The organism is Cellulomonas sp. KU4C (genome assembly GCF_056868065.1).
The window spans coordinates 997,785-1,015,946 of sequence record NZ_CP200322.1 but is presented as its reverse complement, the minus strand read 5'-3'; the positions used below and the strand labels follow the sequence as shown (position 1 = coordinate 1,015,946).

At 76.5% G+C, this 18,162-nt stretch carries 15 protein-coding genes and 1 riboswitch; of the genes, 13 read left to right on the top strand and 2 right to left on the bottom strand.

Annotation, left to right across the window (positions count from 1 at the left end):
* Positions 1 to 70 precede the first annotated feature (70 nt).
* Positions 71 to 3,046: an esterase-like activity of phytase family protein gene (locus AC1VL8_RS04785; protein ID WP_483074351.1), complete on the top strand. Its 2,976-nt coding sequence runs from the start codon at positions 71 to 73 to the stop codon at positions 3,044 to 3,046.
* 79 nt (positions 3,047 to 3,125) lie between these two features.
* Here the strand turns inward: AC1VL8_RS04785 and AC1VL8_RS04780 are convergent, their stop codons facing one another.
* Complete coding sequence (locus tag AC1VL8_RS04780; protein ID WP_483074350.1) at positions 3,126 to 4,010, bottom strand: SDR family oxidoreductase; 885 nt, start codon at positions 4,008 to 4,010, stop codon at positions 3,126 to 3,128.
* Positions 4,011 to 4,165: 155 nt separating this feature from the next.
* On the opposite strand from AC1VL8_RS04780, the gene AC1VL8_RS04775 reads away from it, so the two are divergent.
* From AC1VL8_RS04775 to AC1VL8_RS04730, 10 genes are all read left to right on the top strand, one after another.
* The gene (locus AC1VL8_RS04775) at positions 4,166 to 5,659 is read left to right on the top strand and encodes a SulP family inorganic anion transporter (protein WP_483076188.1); all 1,494 of its coding nucleotides are present in this window, start codon (positions 4,166 to 4,168) and stop codon (positions 5,657 to 5,659) included.
* A 248-nt stretch (positions 5,660 to 5,907) separates the two neighbouring features.
* Positions 5,908 to 6,435 carry a low molecular weight protein-tyrosine-phosphatase gene (locus AC1VL8_RS04770; RefSeq protein ID WP_389234571.1) on the top strand — a complete coding sequence of 176 codons (528 nt, stop codon included), beginning with the start codon at positions 5,908 to 5,910 and terminating at the stop codon, positions 6,433 to 6,435.
* A 172-nt stretch (positions 6,436 to 6,607) separates the two neighbouring features.
* Positions 6,608 to 7,789: a pyridoxal phosphate-dependent aminotransferase gene (locus AC1VL8_RS04765; RefSeq protein WP_389234568.1), complete on the top strand. Its 1,182-nt coding sequence runs from the start codon at positions 6,608 to 6,610 to the stop codon at positions 7,787 to 7,789.
* A gap of 106 nt (positions 7,790 to 7,895) precedes the next feature.
* A complete protein-coding gene (locus AC1VL8_RS04760) occupies positions 7,896 to 8,312 on the top strand; it encodes a TFIIB-type zinc ribbon-containing protein (RefSeq protein WP_483074349.1) in 417 nt (138 codons plus the stop codon).
* Positions 8,313 to 8,366: 54 nt separating this feature from the next.
* A complete protein-coding gene (locus tag AC1VL8_RS04755; protein ID WP_389234562.1) occupies positions 8,367 to 9,458 on the top strand; it encodes a lactate/malate family dehydrogenase in 1,092 nt (363 codons plus the stop codon).
* Complete coding sequence (locus AC1VL8_RS04750) at positions 9,455 to 9,973, top strand: ACT domain-containing protein (protein ID WP_483074348.1); 519 nt, start codon at positions 9,455 to 9,457, stop codon at positions 9,971 to 9,973. Before AC1VL8_RS04755 ends, AC1VL8_RS04750 begins: the two co-directional genes overlap by 4 nt.
* A gap of 77 nt (positions 9,974 to 10,050) precedes the next feature.
* Positions 10,051 to 10,169: riboswitch (glycine riboswitch) on the top strand.
* A 210-nt stretch (positions 10,170 to 10,379) separates the two neighbouring features.
* A complete protein-coding gene (gcvP, locus tag AC1VL8_RS04745) occupies positions 10,380 to 13,364 on the top strand; it encodes an aminomethyl-transferring glycine dehydrogenase (RefSeq protein WP_483074347.1) in 2,985 nt (994 codons plus the stop codon).
* A gap of 5 nt (positions 13,365 to 13,369) precedes the next feature.
* Complete coding sequence (gene gcvT / locus AC1VL8_RS04740) at positions 13,370 to 14,551, top strand: glycine cleavage system aminomethyltransferase GcvT (protein ID WP_483076187.1); 1,182 nt, start codon at positions 13,370 to 13,372, stop codon at positions 14,549 to 14,551.
* A 31-nt stretch (positions 14,552 to 14,582) separates the two neighbouring features.
* Positions 14,583 to 14,954 (top strand): glycine cleavage system protein GcvH, encoded by a 372-nt coding sequence (gene gcvH / locus AC1VL8_RS04735; RefSeq protein ID WP_389234553.1) that lies wholly within the window; start codon positions 14,583 to 14,585, stop codon positions 14,952 to 14,954.
* Between the two features lie 248 nt (positions 14,955 to 15,202).
* Positions 15,203 to 15,445 carry a LuxR C-terminal-related transcriptional regulator gene (locus tag AC1VL8_RS04730; RefSeq protein ID WP_389234550.1) on the top strand — a complete coding sequence of 81 codons (243 nt, stop codon included), beginning with the start codon at positions 15,203 to 15,205 and terminating at the stop codon, positions 15,443 to 15,445.
* Positions 15,446 to 15,543: 98 nt separating this feature from the next.
* Here AC1VL8_RS04730 and AC1VL8_RS04725 read toward each other — a convergent pair whose 3' ends face one another.
* The gene (locus tag AC1VL8_RS04725; protein ID WP_483074346.1) at positions 15,544 to 16,491 is read right to left on the bottom strand and encodes a LysR family transcriptional regulator; all 948 of its coding nucleotides are present in this window, start codon (positions 16,489 to 16,491) and stop codon (positions 15,544 to 15,546) included.
* A 69-nt stretch (positions 16,492 to 16,560) separates the two neighbouring features.
* On the opposite strand from AC1VL8_RS04725, the gene AC1VL8_RS04720 reads away from it, so the two are divergent.
* Complete coding sequence (locus AC1VL8_RS04720; RefSeq protein WP_483074345.1) at positions 16,561 to 17,637, top strand: YeiH family protein; 1,077 nt, start codon at positions 16,561 to 16,563, stop codon at positions 17,635 to 17,637.
* Between the two features lie 49 nt (positions 17,638 to 17,686).
* Positions 17,687 to 18,103: a (deoxy)nucleoside triphosphate pyrophosphohydrolase gene (locus AC1VL8_RS04715; protein ID WP_483074344.1), complete on the top strand. Its 417-nt coding sequence runs from the start codon at positions 17,687 to 17,689 to the stop codon at positions 18,101 to 18,103.
* Positions 18,104 to 18,162: the final 59 nt, after the last annotated feature.

Below are 18,162 nucleotides of genomic sequence, written 5' to 3'. Positions count from 1 at the left end.
TCACCCGCCCGACGGACCCCGGCCAGCGGGGCGCAGCAGCCTGCGGTCAACCCGACCGAAGGAGCTCTCGATGCTGCCTGTGCCCGTCCGGCGCGGCCTCGCCCTGACCACCTGCACGGCGCTCGTCGCCGGGCTCGCCGGCCTCGTCGCCACGGCCGCCGTCGCGTCGCCCGTCGCGTCGACGGCACCGGCCGGTGCGCCGGCGGCGTGGACCTCGCCCGCGGCCGACGAGACGTTCCACCGGCTGTCCACGTACCCGGTCTACCTGAACCGCCCGGCGGGGACGGACGCCGCGGACGAGACGGTCGCCGAGATCTCCGCGATCTCGGACGACGGGAGGACGTTCGTGCACACCGACGCCGCCGCTCGCCGGATCGGGTTCGTCGACATCACCGACCCCGCCGCCCCGCAGGGCCGGGGGAGGCTCGACCTCGCCGCGCTCGGGCTGCCGGGGCACGCGTCGCCGACCTCCGTCGCCGTCGTGGGCGACCGGGTCCTGGTCGTCGTCGACACGTCGGCCGACTACCTGCACCCGACCGGCGCGCTCGTCGTCGCCGACCTGCGCACGCACGCCGCGCTGCGGACGATCGAGCTGGACGGGCAGCCCGACTCGATCGTGCTGACCCCGGACCGCGCGACGGCCGCGATCGCGATGGAGAACCAGCGCGACGAGGAGGCCACCCCTGCCGGCGGGGACGAGGGCGACCTCCCGCAGCTCCCCGCCGGGTTCGTCCAGCTGCTCGACCTGTCCGCGCCCGACGTGGCCGCCTGGACCACCCACCGCGTCGACCTCGTGCAGCCGGACGGCTCGCCGCTGCCGCAGCTCGCGGGCCTCGACACCCCGCAGGACCCGGAGCCCGAGTACGTCGCGGTGAACCCCTCCGGCACGACCCTGGCGGTCACCCTGCAGGAGAACAACGGCGTCGTGCTGATCGACCTGGCGACCCGCGCGGTGACCTCGGCGTTCAGCGCCGGCTCGGTCGCGGTGTCCGGCATCGACGTCGAGGACGACGGTCGGATCGACCAGACCGGCTCGATCCCCGCGACCCCGCGGGAGCCCGACGCGATCGGCTGGCTGGACGACACCCACGTGGCGACCGCGAACGAGGGCGACTGGAAGGGCGGCACCCGGGGCTGGTCGGTGTTCGACGCCACGACCGGCGCCGTGGTCTGGGACGCGGGCGCCGAGCTCGAGCGCCTCGCGGTCCGCACCGGCCTGCACGCCGAGAAGCGGGCCGGCAAGAAGGGCGTCGAGATGGAGGGCCTGGCCGTCGCGACCCTCGGCGGCACGCCCTACGCGTTCGTCGGGTCGGAGCGGTCGAACTTCGTCGCCGTCTACGACGTCTCCGCGCCGGCCGCGCCGCGGTTCGTCCAGGTGCTCGCCACCACCAACGGGCCCGAGGGCCTGCTGCCGGTGCCGGGCCGCGACCTGCTGGTCGTCTCCTCCGAGACCGACGACGCCGACGCGCGCGTCCGGTCCGCGGTCACGGTGTTCGGGCGCGGCCCGGCGTGGGCCGCGCAGGGCGGGACCCCGCAGTTCCCGACCGTGGTGTCCGCCGACGACGCCGCCGGGAGCCCGATCGGCTGGGGCGCGCTCGGTGCGCTGGCCCCCGACGTGACGGACCCGGACCGGCTGTGGACGGCCACCGACGCGGCGTTCGCCGAGACCCGGCTGCTGTCGCTCGACGTGTCCACCAGCCCCGCGGTGATCGACCGCGAGATCACCGTGACCCGGGCGGGCGCGCCCGTCGCGCTGGACGCCGAGGGCGTCGCCACCCGCGCGGACGGCGGGTTCTGGCTCGGCGTCGAGGGCGCCACGGGGGCGGGCAACCAGCTCGTCCGGCTCGACGCGACCGGGGCGGTGCAGGAGACGGTGCCGCTGCCCGCCGACGTCGCCGCCGGACTGACGAAGTGGGGCGTCGAGGGCGTCAGCACCACGGTCGACGCCACCGGCGAGCACGTCCTCGTCGCCCTCCAGCGCGGCCTCACCTCCGACCCCGGCGGGCTCGGCGGCACGGCGCGGATCGGCCGGTACGACGTCACCGGCGGCACCTGGACCTGGTTCGCGTACCCGCTGACCAGCACCGGCGCGGCCGGCGACTGGATCGGGCTGTCCGAGGTCGTCGCGCTGGACGCGGACTCCGTGGCCGTCGTCGAGCGGGACAAGCTGAACGGGCCCGACGCCGCCGTGAAGGCCGTCTACCAGGTGGACTTGCCGGCGGCGACGCCCGGCCAGGCGGCGGTCGTGCCGGTCACCAAGACCCTGGCGGTGGACGTGCTGCCGGCGCTGCGGGCCACCCGCGGCTGGACCCAGGAGAAGCTCGAGGGGCTCACGGTCGGCGGCGACGGCCGCGTCTACGCGGTGACCGACAACGACGGCCTCGACGACGCCACCGGCGAGACGGTGCTGCTCGACCTCGGCACGGCGGCGGACCTGTTCGCGGTCGACCCCGGGACGCCCGGGACGCCGGGCACCCCGGGGACGCCGGGTGGGCCGGGTGCGCCCGCCCAGCCCGGACCTGCGCAGCCCGGACCCGCCCAGCCCGCGCCGGGCGCTGGCGCGACCCCGCCGGCGACGCCGCTGCGCACCGTGTCCGCCGCGGACCTCGTCCCGGGGAACGCCGGTCGGATCACGGTCACCGGCGCGCTGGTCCCCGGCGGGCGGGTCACCGTGTCCGCCACCGGGTTCACGCCCGGCGAGTGGGTGCTGGTCCGGCTGTTCTCCGCGCCCGCCGACCTCGGCTACCTCCGCGCCGCCGCCGACGGCACCGTGTCCGGGTCCGTCACGCTGCCCGCCTCCCTCGACGCAGGCACGCACCGGCTGGCGCTGGTCGGCCAGGTCAGCGGCCGGGTGGTGTGGCGGACGGTGGTCGTCCGCGCGGACGGCTCGCTCGCGGTGACCGGGTCCGCCGGTGCGGGTGCGCTGGCGGGGGTCGCCGGGGCGCTGGTCGCGCTCGGCGCGGGCGGCGTGCTGCTCGCGCGGCGACGGTCGGCGCCCGTCGGCGTGCACGCCGACCTGCACGCGGACCTGCCCGCGGGCGACTGAGCCGGGTGGGGGCGGCGCGCGCTCGGGGGAGGTCGCGCGTCGTCCCCACCCCCACGCCGGGCGGGGTGACCCTCGTCGGTCAGGCGCGCAGGTGCGCCCACTCCTGGGGGTTGACGGTCAGCCAGTGGTCGAACGACTGCGCGGGCCGCCCCGACAGCCGTCGCACCGTCGGGGACGTGGCCGCCAGCTCGCCGGCGCCGATCGCCGCGTAGGACGACACCCAGCCCTCGACCTCCCACGGCTCGGCGTCGTACCCCGCGCGCGACGCGTACGCCTCCTCGAGCGTCTCGGGCACGTAGGTGATCGCCCGGCCGGTCGCCCGCGACAGCACCTCCGCCGCCTCGGCCAGGGAGTACGCGGCCGGGCCGGTGACGTCGTAGGCCTGACCGTCGTGGTCGTGCGCGCGCTCGTCCAGCAGCACGGCGGTCGCCACGTCCGCGACGTCGTCGTGCGCGACCGCCGCCACCCGGCCGTCGCCCGCCGGGCCGCGCAGCACGCCGTCCTCGCCCACGAACCGCATGATCGCGTCGTGGTACAGGCAGTCCCGCAGGAACGTGAACCGCAGGCCCGAGGCGCGGAGGTGCTCCTCGGTGACCCAGTGGTCGCGGGCGAACGTGAACGTCGCGTCGGGGGCGGCGCCCATGAACGACAGGTAGACCACCCGCTCGACCCCGGCGTCGACCGCCGCGTCCACCGCGGCCCGGTGCTCGTCGACCCGGTGCGCGGACTCGCGGCCGGACACCAGGAACACCGTGCGCGCCCCGGCGAACGCCGCCCGCATCGACGCGACGTCCTGGTAGCCGGGGCTCAGCGCGACCTCGGTCTCCGTGCCGGGCAGCTCGGGGGCGCGGTCGGGGGCGCGCACCACCAGCCGCTGGTGCGCGCCCTCGGCGGCCAGGCGCACCGCGAGGCGGCGACCCACCCGTCCGGACGCGCCCGTCACCACGATCAGCTCGTCGTCCATGCGTCTCCTCGTCACCAGGTGGTGGCAGCGACGGTAGTCGTCCGGCCTCGCGCGGGCGACGGGCAACCCTGACGTGACGTGAGAGTAGAGTGCGGCAGCCCCCACCATCGCGCCCGAACGGATCCCGCGTGCCCGCTGAACCGACGCCCGCCCCTGTGCACCCGCGGGTCCCCGAGGCCGACGAGGCGCACTCCGTCCGGGCCGCGCTGCGCTCGCCGCGGCGGCTGCGGACCGAGGTGCTGGCCGGCCTGGTCGTTGCGCTCGCGCTGGTCCCCGAGGCGATCTCGTTCTCGATCCTCGCGGGCGTCGACCCGGGGGTCGGGTTGTTCTCGTCGTTCGTGATGGCGGTGTCGCTCGCGTTCCTCGGCGGTCGGCCGGCGATGATCTCCGCCGCCACCGGTGCGGTCGCGCTGGTCGTGGCGCCCGTCGTGCGGGACCACGGTCTCAGCTACCTGCTCGCGACCGTGGTCCTCGGCGGCGTCGTCCAGGTCGCGCTCGGCCTGCTCGGGGTCGCGCGCCTGATGCGGTTCATCCCGCGGTCGGTCATGGTCGGGTTCGTCAACGCCCTCGCGATCCTCGTGTTCGTGGCGCAGCTGCCGCACCTGATCGGCGTCCCGTGGGCGGTCTACCCGCTGCTGGCCGTCGGGATCGGTGTCATCGCGCTGCTGCCCCGGCTCACCACCGTCGTGCCCGCCCCGCTCGTCGCCATCGTGCTGCTGACCACCGTGACCGTCGTCGCCGGGCTCGCGGTGCCGCGGGTCCGCGACCAGGGGGCGCTGCCGGACTCCCTGCCGTCGTTCCTGCTGCCCGACGTCCCGTACACGGTCGAGACGCTGCGGATCATCGCGCCCTACGCGGTCGCGATGGCCCTGGTGGGGCTGCTCGAGTCGCTGATGACCGCCAAGCTCGTCGACGACATCACGGACACCCACTCGGACAAGACCCGCGAGGCCTGGGGCCAGGGCGCCGCGAACGTGCTGTCCGGACTGTTCGGCGGCATGGGCGGCTGCGCGATGATCGGCCAGACGATGATCAACGTGAAGGTCTCCGGCGCGCGGACCCGCATCTCCACGTTCCTCGCCGGGGCGTTCCTGCTGGCGCTCGTCGTCGGGCTCGGCGACGTGGTCGGGGCGATCCCGATGGCCGCGCTGGTCGCCGTGATGGTGATGGTCTGCGTCGCCACGTTCGACTGGCACTCGATCCGCCCGTCGACGCTGCGCCGGATGCCGCTCAGCGAGACCGCCGTCATGGTCGTCACCGTCGCGGTGGTCGTCGCCACGCACAACCTCGCGTACGGCGTCGTCGCGGGGGTGCTGGTCGCGACGCTGCTGTTCGCGCGCCGGGTCGCGCACCTCACGACGGTGACGCGGGTCGACGGCTCCGACGACGGCGAGCGCGTGTACGCCGTGACCGGGGCGCTGTTCTTCGCGTCGTCCAACGACCTCGTGCACCAGTTCGACTACGCCGGCGACCCGGAGCGCGTCGTCATCGACCTGTCCGGCGCGCACGTCTGGGACGCGTCGACCGTCGCCACGCTCGACGCGATCACCACCCGCTACGCGGCGAAGGGCAAGACGGCGGTCGTCACCGGCCTCGACCCGGACAGCGCCGCCCGCTTCGGCCGCCTCGCCGGCACCCTCCCGCGCTGAGCCGCACGCGCTGACCGGCCATCCCGCCGCGCCCCGCCCCCCTACCCCACCCCGCCCCGGCCGCCGAGACAGGACCGGCGCGTCGAGACAGGACGTCCCGCGGTCCTGTCTCGACGCGCGGGCCCTGACTCGGGGACGTGGCTGGCGGTGTCGGTGGTGTCGGTGGTGTGAGGATGAGCCGGGCGGGCATCGACGTCGACGGCGGCGCGGGTGTGCTGCTGCGACACCCCGGAGGAACAGGAGCACCGATGACGGACGACCAGGGCCGGTACCGCGTGATGACGGTGTGCACGGGCAACATCTGCCGGTCGCCGATGGCCGAGGTGGTGCTGCGCGACCGGCTCGAGGCCGCCGGGCTGGGGGACCGCGTGGTCGTCGACTCGACCGGCGTCAGCGACGAGGAGCACGGGAACCCCCTCGACCGCCGGGCCCGCGCGGCGCTCGCGGCCCGCGGCTACCCGGTGCCCGACCGCGCGGCACGGCAGGTGCGCGCGGGCGACCTGGCGGAGCGGGACCTGGTGCTCGCGATGACCGCGTCCCACGCGCGGGCGCTGCGGCGGCTCGCGGCCGACCCGGCCGAGGCCGAGCGGGTCGTGATGTTCCGGACCTTCGACCCGGCCGCCCCCGCGGTGGCGGACGCGCGCGACGAGCACCTGCTCGACGTCGACGACCCCTGGTACGGCGGGCCCGAGAACTTCGAGTCCTGCCTGGACGAGATCGAGGCGGCCGCGGACGGCGTCGTCGACGCGGTCCGCGCGGCCCTCGCCACCGGCTGACCCGCCCGACCCGGCCCCCGACGCCGCCCGCTTGCCCCGCCGAGACAGGACCTCCGCGCCGAGACAGGACCGTCGGAGGCCCTGTCTCGGCCCGGCAGTCCTATCTCGGCGCCCAGTGGCGGGCGAAGGGCGGGGTCCGGCGGGAGCGGGCGGGGCGGGGGAGGATGGGTGGATGAAGGTCTCCGTGCGGTCGCAGGTGCCCCCGTTCGCCGTGATGGACATCGTCGCGGCGGCCAACGCCCGCCGTGCGGCGGGGCAGTCGGTGCTCAACCTCTGCGTCGGGGAGCCGGCGACCGGCGCGTCCGACGTGGTGCGCGAGCGCGCGGTGCAGCTGCTGTCCGGTGGCGACCTCGGGTACACCGAGGCGCTGGGCTCGCCGGCGCTGCGGGCGGCCATCGCCGGGCACTACCGCGCCTGGTACGACGTCGAGGTCGACCCGGCGCGGGTCGCGGTGACCACCGGCTCGTCGGGCGGGTTCATGCTCGCGTTCCTCGCGGCGTTCGACGTCGGCGACCGGGTCGCGCTCGCCCGGCCCGGGTACCCGGCGTACAAGAACATCCTCGCGGCGCTGGGCTGCGAGGTCGTGGAGCTCGCGTGCGGTCCGGAGACCCGCTACCAGCCGACCGTCGAGCAGCTGGAGGCCCTGGACGCGCCGGTCGACGGGCTGGTCGTCGCCGGGCCGGCGAACCCGACGGGGACGCTGGTCGACCGGGCGTCGCTGGACGCGCTCGCGGCGTGGTGCGCCGACCACGGGGTCCGGCTGGTGTCCGACGAGATCTACCACGGCATCACCTACGGGGACGCGGCCGGCGAACCCGGTCCGGCGGGTGCCCCGACCGCGGCGACCGCGCTGGGCAGCGGTGCGGTGGTGGTGAACTCGTTCTCGAAGTTCTGGGCGATGACGGGCTGGCGGCTCGGCTGGCTGCTGCTGCCCGAGGACCTCGCCGGCCCGGTGGACGCGCTCGCCGGGAACGTCGCCCTCTGCCCGCCGGCGCTCGCGCAGCACGCGGGCGTCGCGGCGTTCACGCCCGAGGGGTACGCCGCGGCGGAGGCGAACGTCGCGCAGTACGCGGCGTCCCGCCGGACCGTGCTGGACCGGCTGCCGGACCTGGGCTGGACGCGGGTCGCCCCCGCGGACGGGGCGTTCTACGTGTACGCGGACGTGTCGTCCTCCGGGCTCGACTCGCGGACCTGGTGCGCGCGGCTGCTGGACGAGGCCGGCGTGGCCCTGACGCCGGGGACGGACTTCGACCACGTCGACGGGCACGACTGGGTGCGGCTGTCGTTCGCGTCGTCCCCCGCGGTGGTGCGGGAGGCGGTCGACCGGATCGCGGACTGGCGCGCGCGGCTCTGACACGGCCCGTGCCGGCCGGAACCGTGCCGGCCGGAACCGCGGGATCGTCCCGTTCGTTCGCCAGCGCAGGGAGCAGCACGACCCACGAGCAGGCGAGGAGTCCGACATGAGGTGTCCCACCGACGGGGCCGAGCTGGTGATGGCCGAGCGCCAGGGCGTCGAGATCGACTACTGCCCGTCGTGCCGCGGCATCTGGCTGGACCGCGGCGAGCTCGACAAGATCCTCGACCGCGCCGCGGGGGTCCCGAGCGCGTCGTCGGCCGCGCCGGACCCCGGCCCGGACCCGCGGTTCGCGGACTACCCGCCGGCCCCGGCGTACCCGCCCGCCCCCGGCTACCCTCCGGCCACCCCGGCCCCCGCGCCCGGCTACGGGTACCGCGACGACCGGCCCCGCGAGGGCTACCGCGACGACCGCTACCGCGACGACCGCCCGCGCTACGACGACCGCCGCGACCCGCGCTACCCGTACGGCAAGAAGAAGAAGCGCGAGTCCTGGCTGGGCGACCTGCTCGACTTCGACTGAGCCGCACCCCGCCCGGCAACGCCCCGGACACGTGCCTGCCCTAGGGTCGGGCCCGTGGACGTGGCGGTGCTGGGTGCGACAGGGGACGTGGGGCGCCAGGTGTGCGCCCAGCTCATCGAGCGGCGGGTGCTGCCGACGTCGTCGCGGCTCCAGCTGGTCGGTCGGCCCGGGGGGTCGTCGGGGCGGGCGTCGTACGGGTTGCGGGCGGACCTGGTGGACGCCTACGACGAGCACGCCCCGCTGATCGACGTCGCGCTCGACCCGGAGGACGTGGTCGCGGACGTCGTCGTGCTCGCCGCCGGGCGCACGGCCCCGGCGCGCGCGGGTGCCAGCACGGACCGCGCGGCGCTCGCGGCCGAGAACCACGCGGTGTTCGAGTCGTATGCGCGGGCCATCGCCCGCAACGGCTCGGGCCACGAGGTCGTGGTCGTCGTGTCGAACCCGGTCGAGCTCGGCGTGGCCGTGGTCGCGCGCGAGCTGGGCCGGCACCGGGTGATCGGGATGGGCGCGTGGCTGGACACGCTGCGGTTCCGCCGTGAGGTGGCCGTGTCCCTCGGGGTCCGGCGGCACCGGGTCGGCGGGTTCGTGGCCGGCCAGCACGGCGACGACCTGGTGCCGCTGTGGTCGACCGTGCGGATCAGCGGGCTGGACGCCGACGAGCGCCGGCGCGCGGTCGCGGGGCTGCGCGGCGGCCGGAGCCTGGACGGGTTCGGCGCGGAGATCGAGGCGGCCAAGGAGACCCTCGCCGGCCTGATGGCGGACGACGTGGCGGCGGCGTTCGACCTGGTGGAGACGTGGCCGCCGGACCTGCGGGGCGTCGCGCGGCCGTGGCTGACCCACCAGAGCGGCGCGAAGACCGCCGCGGCGACCGCCAACGCGACCGTCGACCTGGTGGACACGATCCTCGACGGCCGGGACATCGTCGTCGCCGGGCAGGTCGCGCTGGACGGCGAGGTGGACGTCGCCGGGGAACCGCTGCGCGGGGTGCTGGGCGTCCCGGTCGTGCTGGGCCCGGAGGGCTGGACGCGCGTGCTGCTGGACGAGCCCGAGCCGGACGAGGCGCGCCGGCTGCACACGACCGCCGCGCGGGTGGACGCGATGCTGCGGCCCTGGGGCCTGGCCTCCGGGACGGGGGTGTCGCTGTGACGACGGTCCCGGCCGCGACCACCGCGCCGCCCGCGCCGACCGACCGGCGCTGGGTCGCGTTCCTGCGGGGCGCCGACGCGACGGGCACGCTCACCGCGCTCGCCGGGGTGTTCTCGACCCGCGGGGTGTCCTTCGACTCCCTCGCGACGGGGCACGCGGTCGACGGCGAGGGCCTCATCGTCGTGACGTTCTCCGCGACGGAGCGCCGGCAGCGCCTGCTGGTCCGCACCGTGCGGCGGCTGGCGGTGGTGCGGGCGGTGCAGGTGCGCGCGGCGGACGACCCGGAGGTCCGTGCGGCGGCCGTGGTGCACCTGCCGGCGTCGTCGGGGGGGTTCGTCCCGCCGGGCGGGACCGCGGTGCGCTGGTCCGGCGACCCGGCTGCGGGTCAGCCCGTGCTGGTCGAGGGCGGGTTGCCGGACGTGGAGCGGGTGGTCGCGGACGCCCGGGCCCGCGGCGCGGTGTCCGCCGCGACCGTCGTGCTCCCGCTGCCCGACCCCGAGCCCGCGAGGCCCTGACCTCCGCGCACCGGACGGGTGACGACCCCGTGCGGCGGCGCGGTTACGCTGTGACCCAGACAACTCAACACGCTGCTCGAACCGCGGCGGGAGAGCCCTCCCGCACCGGCCGCCGACCCCCGTCGTCGGCCGCGCGAGGCGCCGAAGGAGCAACCCTCCCCGGGAAACTCTCAGGCCCCCGTACCGTCGCGGCGAGGCAACTCTGGAAAGCGACCGGCCCGCTGCGGGCCCGGTCCACCGACGGTGCAAGTCGGCGCGCCCCGGCCCTCGCGGGCACGGCGGACCGGCAAAACTCTCAGGTCGTGCGCGACCGGGCCCTGGCCCGTGCGCGGCGGATGACAGAGCGGGGAGACGCGCCACCCCCGCACGTCCGCCCCCGTCCGCCCGTCCTGCCCGGAGCTGCCGCGTGACCCACCTCGAGATCCTCCCGACCGACGCCCGCGCGACCGACGCCGGCACGCCCGCGCCCGACCACGCCCGCACCGACGCCGCCCGCGGGTTCGCGGACCGGCACGTGGGCCCGCGCCCGGGCGACCTGGACGGCATGCTCGCGCACGTCGGCGCCGGCTGGCCCGGCCTGGACGCGCTGATCGACGCCGCCGTCCCCGCGAGCATCCGCACCGACCGCCCGCTGGACCTGCCCGCCGCGCGCGGGGAGTCCGAGGTGCTGGCGGCGCTGCGGGCCATCGCCGACAAGAACACCGTGCTCACGCAGATGATCGGCCTGGGCTACCACGACACCGTGACGCCGCCGGTGATCCGCCGGAACGTGCTGGAGTCGCCCGCCTGGTACACGGCGTACACGCCCTACCAGCCGGAGATCTCCCAGGGCCGGCTGGAGGCGCTGCTGAACTTCCAGACCGTGGTCGCCGACCTCACCGCGCTGCCGGTCGCGAACGCGTCGCTGCTCGACGAGGCCACCGCGGTCGCCGAGGCCGTCGCGCTGATGCACCGGAGCGCGAAGGGCCGGACCGGCGTCGTCGTGCTGGACGCGGACTGCCTGCCGCAGACGCTCGCCGTCACCCTCGGGCGCGCGGAGGCCGCCGGCCTCGCCGTGCGGGTCGCGGACCTGTCGACCGGGCTGCCCGACCTGGGCGGCGAGGCGCTGGTCGGCCTGGTGCTGCAGGCGCCGGGTGCGTCCGGTGCCGTCCGCGACCTCGGCCCGCTGGTCGCGGCCGCGAAGGACGCCGGCGCGCTCGTCACGGTCGCCGCGGACCTGCTGTCGCTCACGCTGATCACCCCGCCCGGCGAGCTCGGCGCGGACATCGCGGTCGGCTCGGCGCAGCGGTTCGGCGTCCCGCTGTTCTACGGCGGCCCGCACGCCGCGTACATGGCGGTGCGGACCGGCCTGGAGCGCTCGCTGCCGGGCCGGCTCGTCGGGGTGTCGATCGACGCCGACGGGGCCCGCGCCTACCGGCTCGCCCTGCAGACCCGCGAGCAGCACATCCGCCGCGAGAAGGCGACCAGCAACATCTGCACCGCGCAGGCGCTGCTGGCGATCGTCGCGTCGATGTACGCCGTCTACCACGGTCCCGACGGGCTGCGGGAGATCGCCGAGCGCGTGCACGCCCGGGCCGTGGCGCTCGCGGACGGCCTGCGCGCCGGCGGCGTGACCGTCGAGCACGCGCAGTTCTTCGACACCGTCCGCGCCGTGGTGCCCGGCCGGGCGCGCGCGGTGGTCGCGGCGGCGGCGGCCCGCGGGATCAACGTCTGGGCGGCCGACGACGACCACGTCCAGGTCACCTGCGACGAGGTCACCACCGAGGCGCACGTCGAGCAGGTGCTGGCGGCCTTCGCGGCGACCGTGGACCCCGGCGCGGCGGCCGACGGCCTCGACGCCCCCGCGATCCCCGCCGCCCTGCGCCGGACGACCGCCTACCTGACCCACCCGGTGTTCCACCGGCACCGGTCGGAGACCGCGATGCTCCGGTACCTGCGCGCGCTGTCCGACAAGGACCTCGCGCTGGACCGGACGATGATCCCGCTGGGCTCCTGCACGATGAAGCTCAACGCGACCGTCGAGATGGAGGCCATCTCCTGGCCCGGGTTCGCGGGTCTGCACCCGTTCGTCCCCGCCGAGCAGGCCGCGGGCTACGCCGAGCTGATCGGCGACCTGACCGCGTGGCTCGCGGAGATCACCGGTTACGCCGCGGTGTCCGTGCAGCCGAACGCCGGGTCGCAGGGCGAGTTCGCCGGGCTGCTCGCGATCCGCGGGTACCACGAGGGCCGCCGGGCCGAGGCGCTCGCCGCCGGCGAGCAGGACGTGCCGGTCCGCGACGTCTGCCTGATCCCCGCGTCCGCGCACGGCACCAACGCCGCGTCGGCCGCGCTGGCCGGGATGCGCGTCGTCGTCGTGGCGACCGCCGAGGACGGCTCGGTGCAGCTGGACGACCTGCGCGCGAAGCTCGAGCAGCACGGCCCCCGGGTCGCGGCGATCATGATCACCTACCCCTCGACGCACGGCGTCTACGAGGAGGACGTGCGCGAGGTCTGCGACCTGGTGCACGCCGCGGGCGGGCAGGTCTACATCGACGGCGCGAACCTCAACGCCCTGGTCGGCCTGGCCCGGCCGGGCGAGTTCGGCGGCGACGTCTCGCACCTCAACCTGCACAAGACGTTCTGCATCCCGCACGGCGGTGGCGGCCCGGGCGTCGGCCCGATCGGCGTCGCGGCGCACCTGGTGCCGTACCTGCCGGCGACCGACGCGGTGTTCACCGGCGTCGCGGACGGCGGGGCGGCCCCCGCGGTGTCCGCCGCGCCGTTCGGGTCGGCCGGCATCCTGCCGATCTCCTGGGCGTACGTGGCGCTGATGGGCGGCGACGGGCTGCGCCGCGCGACCGAGACCGCGGTGCTGTCCGCCAACTACCTCGCGTCGCGGCTCGCCCCGAGCTTCCCGGTGCTCTACACCGGGCCCGCGGGGCTCGTCGCGCACGAGTGCATCCTCGACCTGCGGCAGATCACCAAGGACACGGGCGTGACCGCCGAGGACGTCGCCAAGCGGCTGATGGACTACGGGTTCCACGCCCCGACGCTGTCGTTCCCCGTCGCCGGCACGCTGATGGTCGAGCCGACCGAGAGCGAGGACGTGGCCGAGCTCGACCGGTTCGTCGACGCCCTGGTCGCCATCCGCGGCGAGATCGACGCCGTCGCCGCCGGCCGCTGGTCGGTCGCGGAGTCGCCGCTGCGCGGTGCGCCGCACACCGCGGCCGCCCTGGTCGCGGACGACTGGGACAAGCCCTACGGCCGCGAGCTGGCGGCCTACCCGGTCGCCGCCCTGCGCGCCGGCAAGTACTGGCCGCCGGTCCGGCGGATCGACGGCGCGCACGGGGACCGGAACCTCGTCTGCGCCTGCCCGCCCATCGAGGCCTACGCCGAGGAGCCCGCGCTGTGAGCGACCTGACCACCACCGCCGCCACCGAGACCCCTGCGACCGACACCGCGACCGACGCCGTGCTGTCGCCCCTGCACGCGGAGCACCTGGCGCTCGGCGCGACGATGGTGCCGTTCGCCGGCTGGACGATGCCGCTGCGCTACACGTCCGACCTGGCCGAGCACCAGGCGGTCCGCACCGCCGCCGGCCTGTTCGACCTGTCCCACATGGGCGAGCTGCACGTGGACGGCCCGGGCGCGGGCGCGGGCCTCGACCTGGCGCTGGTCGGGAACATCTCCGGCCTGGCGGTCGGCCGCGCCCGCTACACGATGATCGTGCAGCCCGACGGCGGCGTGCTCGACGACCTGATCGTCTACCGGCTCGGCGAGGAGCAGTACCTCGTCGTCGCCAACGCGTCGAACGTCGCGGTCGTCCGGGACGCGCTCGCCGCGCGGCTGGCCGACGTCGACGCCTCGCTGACCGACCGGTCCCTGGAGACCGCGCTGATCGCGGTGCAGGGCCCCCGCGCGGTGGAGATCGTCACCGGGCTCACGGACCCCGCGCACGTCGAGGCGGTCCGGGACGTGCAGTACTACGCGGGCCTGGCCGCGACGGTCGGCGGCGTCGAGGCGCTGGTCGCCCGCACCGGCTACACGGGCGAGGACGGGTACGAGCTGTTCGTGCCCGCCGACGCCGCGCCCGGCCTGTGGCGGGACCTGCTGGCCGCCGGTGCCCCGCTGGGCCTGGTGCCCGCCGGGCTGTCCGCACGCGACAGCCTGCGGCTCGAGGCGGGCATGCCGCTGTACGGCAACGAGCTGGACACCACGACCGCACCGCACGACGCCGGCCTCGGCCGCGTGGTGCGGCTGGACAAGGTCGACGCCGACGGCGCACCCCTGCCGTTCGTCGGCCGGGAGGCGCTGGCCGCCCGCGCCCACGCCACCCCGTCGCGGGTGCTGGTCGGCCTGGTCGGCTCCGGCCGGCGCGCGGCCCGGCACGGCTACGAGGTCGTCGCGTCCACCGAGCCCGACGCCGCGACGGTCGGCCGGGTCACCTCGGGGGCGCCGTCCCCGACCCTCGGCACCCCGATCGCGATGGCGTACGTGACCCCCGAGGTCAGCGCCGTCGGCACCGAGCTCGCCGTCGACGTGCGCGGCCGGCGCGAGCCCGTCCGCGTCGTCGCCCTGCCCTTCTACCGGCGCGCCTGACCCCCACCCCGCTTCCCCCGAGGAGAGACCCGTGAGCGAGATCCCCAGCACCCTGCAGTACACCGCCGAGCACGAGTGGATCGACGGCGCGTCGCCGGCCACCATCGGCATCACGAAGAACGCCGCCGACGCCCTCGGCGACATCGTCTACCTGGAGCTGCCGACGGTCGGCAGCGAGATCACCGCCGGTGCCGTGGTCGGCGAGGTCGAGTCGACCAAGTCGGTGTCCGAGCTGTTCTCGCCCGTCACCGGCACGGTCGTCGAGGTCAACCAGGACGCCGTCGACGAGCCGTCCGTGGTCAACGGCGACCCCTACGGGGCGGGCTGGCTGTTCCGCGTCGACGTGACCTCGACGGGCGAGCTGCTGTCGGCGGAGGAGTACGCGGCGCGGATCACGGACTGAGACGGGGCCGCTCCGCGTTAGTCCGTTCGGGTGGTTTCGGCCCCGGGAGCCGGATATCGCTTCCCGGTGGTGGTGACCAGGCCTTTGGCCCTAGCACGTCCGGCGGTAATACGCATTCCTTCCGGCCCACTTTCAGGCGGGTGAGATCCGAACTGCGATGCCGGTGCCCAGACTTGCCGATCAAGCGGTCATAGGCCGCCGGACCCCCCAGCAGCCGGTCACTCGCCACACGTACACCGGAGGACAGCATGGCCACCCTGGAGCTCGCACCGACCGCGTCCACCACCAGCATCCTCGGCGAGCCGCTCACGACGCGTGAGCGGGTCGTGCTCGCGGAGCTCGGGGAGGACGTCACCCTCGAGGACATCGCGCGTCGCCTGTTCGTCACCCGCAACACGGTGAAGTCCCAGGTCCGCTCGGTGTACCGCAAGATCGGCGTCTCCACGCGCGCCGAGGCGGTCGCCTGGGCGAAGGCCGCCGGCATCCGCTGACCGACCCGCCGTCCCCTCCCCCCGGGGGACGGCGCCACGACGCAGGGCCGCGTCCCGCCACCTCGGCGGGAGCGCGGCCCTCGTCGTCCGCGGGCGCGTCAGCCGGGCGCGGTGGACCGCAGCACGTGCTCGGCGAGCTCGCGGGCGGCCGGAGACGGGCGCCGCGACCGCGCCCACACGACCCGCAGGGTCCGCCGCAGGTCGACGCCCTCGACCGGCACCCGGCGCAGGTCGCCGCGGGCGATCTCGTCGGCGACCGTCAGGCGGGACAGCACGGCCGCCGCGGACCCGCCGCGCACCACGGCCTTCACCGCCGACGTCGACCCGAGCTGCGCCGGCGACCCCGTGACCGGGTGCCCGGCGGCGGCCAGCGCCCGCTCCAGGACGGCCCGGGTGCCGGAGCCGGCCTCGCGCACGGCGAGCGGCGCGGCGGCGAGCTCGGCCGCGGTCACGGGTCGCCGCCGGCGTGCCCACGGGTGCCCCGGCGCGACGACGACCACCAGCTCGTCGTCCCCGACGGCACGCGCGTGCAGGCCGTCGGGGACGTCCGGGCCCTCGACGAACCCCAGGTCCGCGCGCCCGTGCAGCACGGCGTCCACGACGTCCCGGGAGTTCGCCACCTCGAGGTCGACCACCGCCGCGCCGGCCGGGCGCGCCGCGAGCCACCCCGGGACCAGGTACTCCGCGATGCTCAGGCTCGCGGCGACCCGCACCCGCGCGCCGCTGGCCGTGCGCAGCGCCTGGACCTCCTGCTCGAGCGCGTCCGACGCGGCCAGCACGTCCCTTCCCCGGTGCAGCACGGCGGCGCCGGCGTCGGTCAGCCGGGTGCCGGACGCCGACCGGGCGACCAGGGTCAGGCCGGTCTGCCGCTCGAGGCGGCGCAGCCCGGTGCTGACCGACGGCTGCGCCAGCCCGAGCGACCGCGCGGCCCCGGACAGCGAGCCGTGGGCGTCGACGGCCTCGAGCAGCTCCAGGGCGCCGAGCGGGACCCGACGCGCGGGGGGTGCTGGGGGTGCGGTCGGGCCGTCGGGCCGCGGGTCTGCCATAGCCTCAGGCTAGGGCCCGCCAGGTAGGTCGGCGTTCCGGCGCGAGCCCCCGACCGGCACCGTGGACCCGTGCCCAGCCCTGCCGCCCCGCGCCCCGCCTCCCCGCGCGCCGACACCACGCGCCCCGCCGCGACCGCGGCACCGGGGGCCCGGGGGCTGGCGCCGGGGGTGCTGGTGGCGCTGCTGCTGGCCGCCGGGTGCGTCGCGCTGACGGCGGCGGTGCCGGTCGTCCCGGGGCTGCTGGTCGCGATCGTCCTCGGTGCGGCGGCCCGCGCGGTCGGCCTGGTGCCCGCGGTGCTCGACGCGGGCCTGGCGTGGACCGCACGCCGCGTGCTGCGCACCGGGGTGGTGCTGCTGGGGCTGCAGCTGTCCCTGGGCGACCTGCTCGGGCTCGGCCTGCGGGAGGTCGCGGTCCTGCTGGTCACGGTGGCGGCGACGTTCGGCGTCACGCTGTGGCTCGGTCCGCGGCTGCGGGTCGGCCGGGCGCTGACCCTGCTGATCGCGACCGGGTTCTCGATCTGCGGGGCCGCCGCCGTCGCCGCGATGAGCCCGGTGGCCGACGCCGAGGAGGACGACGTCGCCACGGCCGTCGCGCTCGTCACGCTCTACGGCACCCTGGCGCTGCTGGTGATCCCGGTCGCCGCGCGGGTGCTCGGCCTCGGCGACCGGACGGCCGGGCTGTGGGCCGGGATGTCGGTGCACGAGGTGGCCCAGGTCGTCGCGGCCGCCGGGACGGTGTCGGCGGCGGCGCTGACGGTCGCGGTCGTCGCGAAGCTCGCGCGCGTCGTGCTCCTGGCGCCGCTGGTCGCCGGCACCGGCATCGTGCGGCGGCGCCGTACCGCCCGGGCGGACGCGGCCGTCCCGGAGCAGGCGCCCGCGCGTCGTGGTGGCCCGCTGGTCCCGCTGTTCGTGGTCGGGTTCCTGGTCGCCGTGCTCGTGCGGTCCGCCGGCCTGGTGCCCGACGCCGTCCTCCCGGCGGTGAAGCCGGTGACGACGCTCGCGCTCGGCGCGGCGATGGTGGCGCTCGGCACCCAGATCCGGGTCGGCCGGCTCGTGCGCACCGGGGGTCGACCGGTCCTCCTCGGCGGCATCGCGACCGCGGTGGCCGCCGGCGTCAGCCTGACGGGCCTGGTGCTCGCCACCTGACGGGCCCGGTGCTCGCCACCTGACCCGGCGCCGCTGGCAGACTGCGCGCATGATTCCCGTGCTCGTCGTGGCCGCCGCGATCGTCGACGACCTCGACGCGCCCCGGACGCTGCTGGCCGCGCGCCGCCGGTCGCCGGCGAGCCTGGCCGGCCGGTGGGAGTTCCCGGGCGGGAAGGTCGAGCCGGGCGAGGACCCGCAGGACGCGCTGCACCGCGAGCTGCGCGAGGAGCTGGGCGTCGAGGTCGGTCTCGGCGACGAGCTGGTCGGGCCCGACGACGGCTGCTGGCGTCTCACGCCGACGTACACGATGCGGCTGTGGCGCGCGGAGCTCGTGGCGGGGGAGCCGGAGCCCCTGGTCGAGCACGACGCGCTGCGCTGGCTGCCGGCGGGCCGGTGGCTCACGGTGCCCTGGCTGGACGCGGACGTGCGGATCGTCGAGGCCCTGGCCGCCACGCACCGGTCCTGACCAGGGCGTTCATCTCTCAGCGAACAGACGGCCGCTCGATCTCGCACTCGGCACCCTCG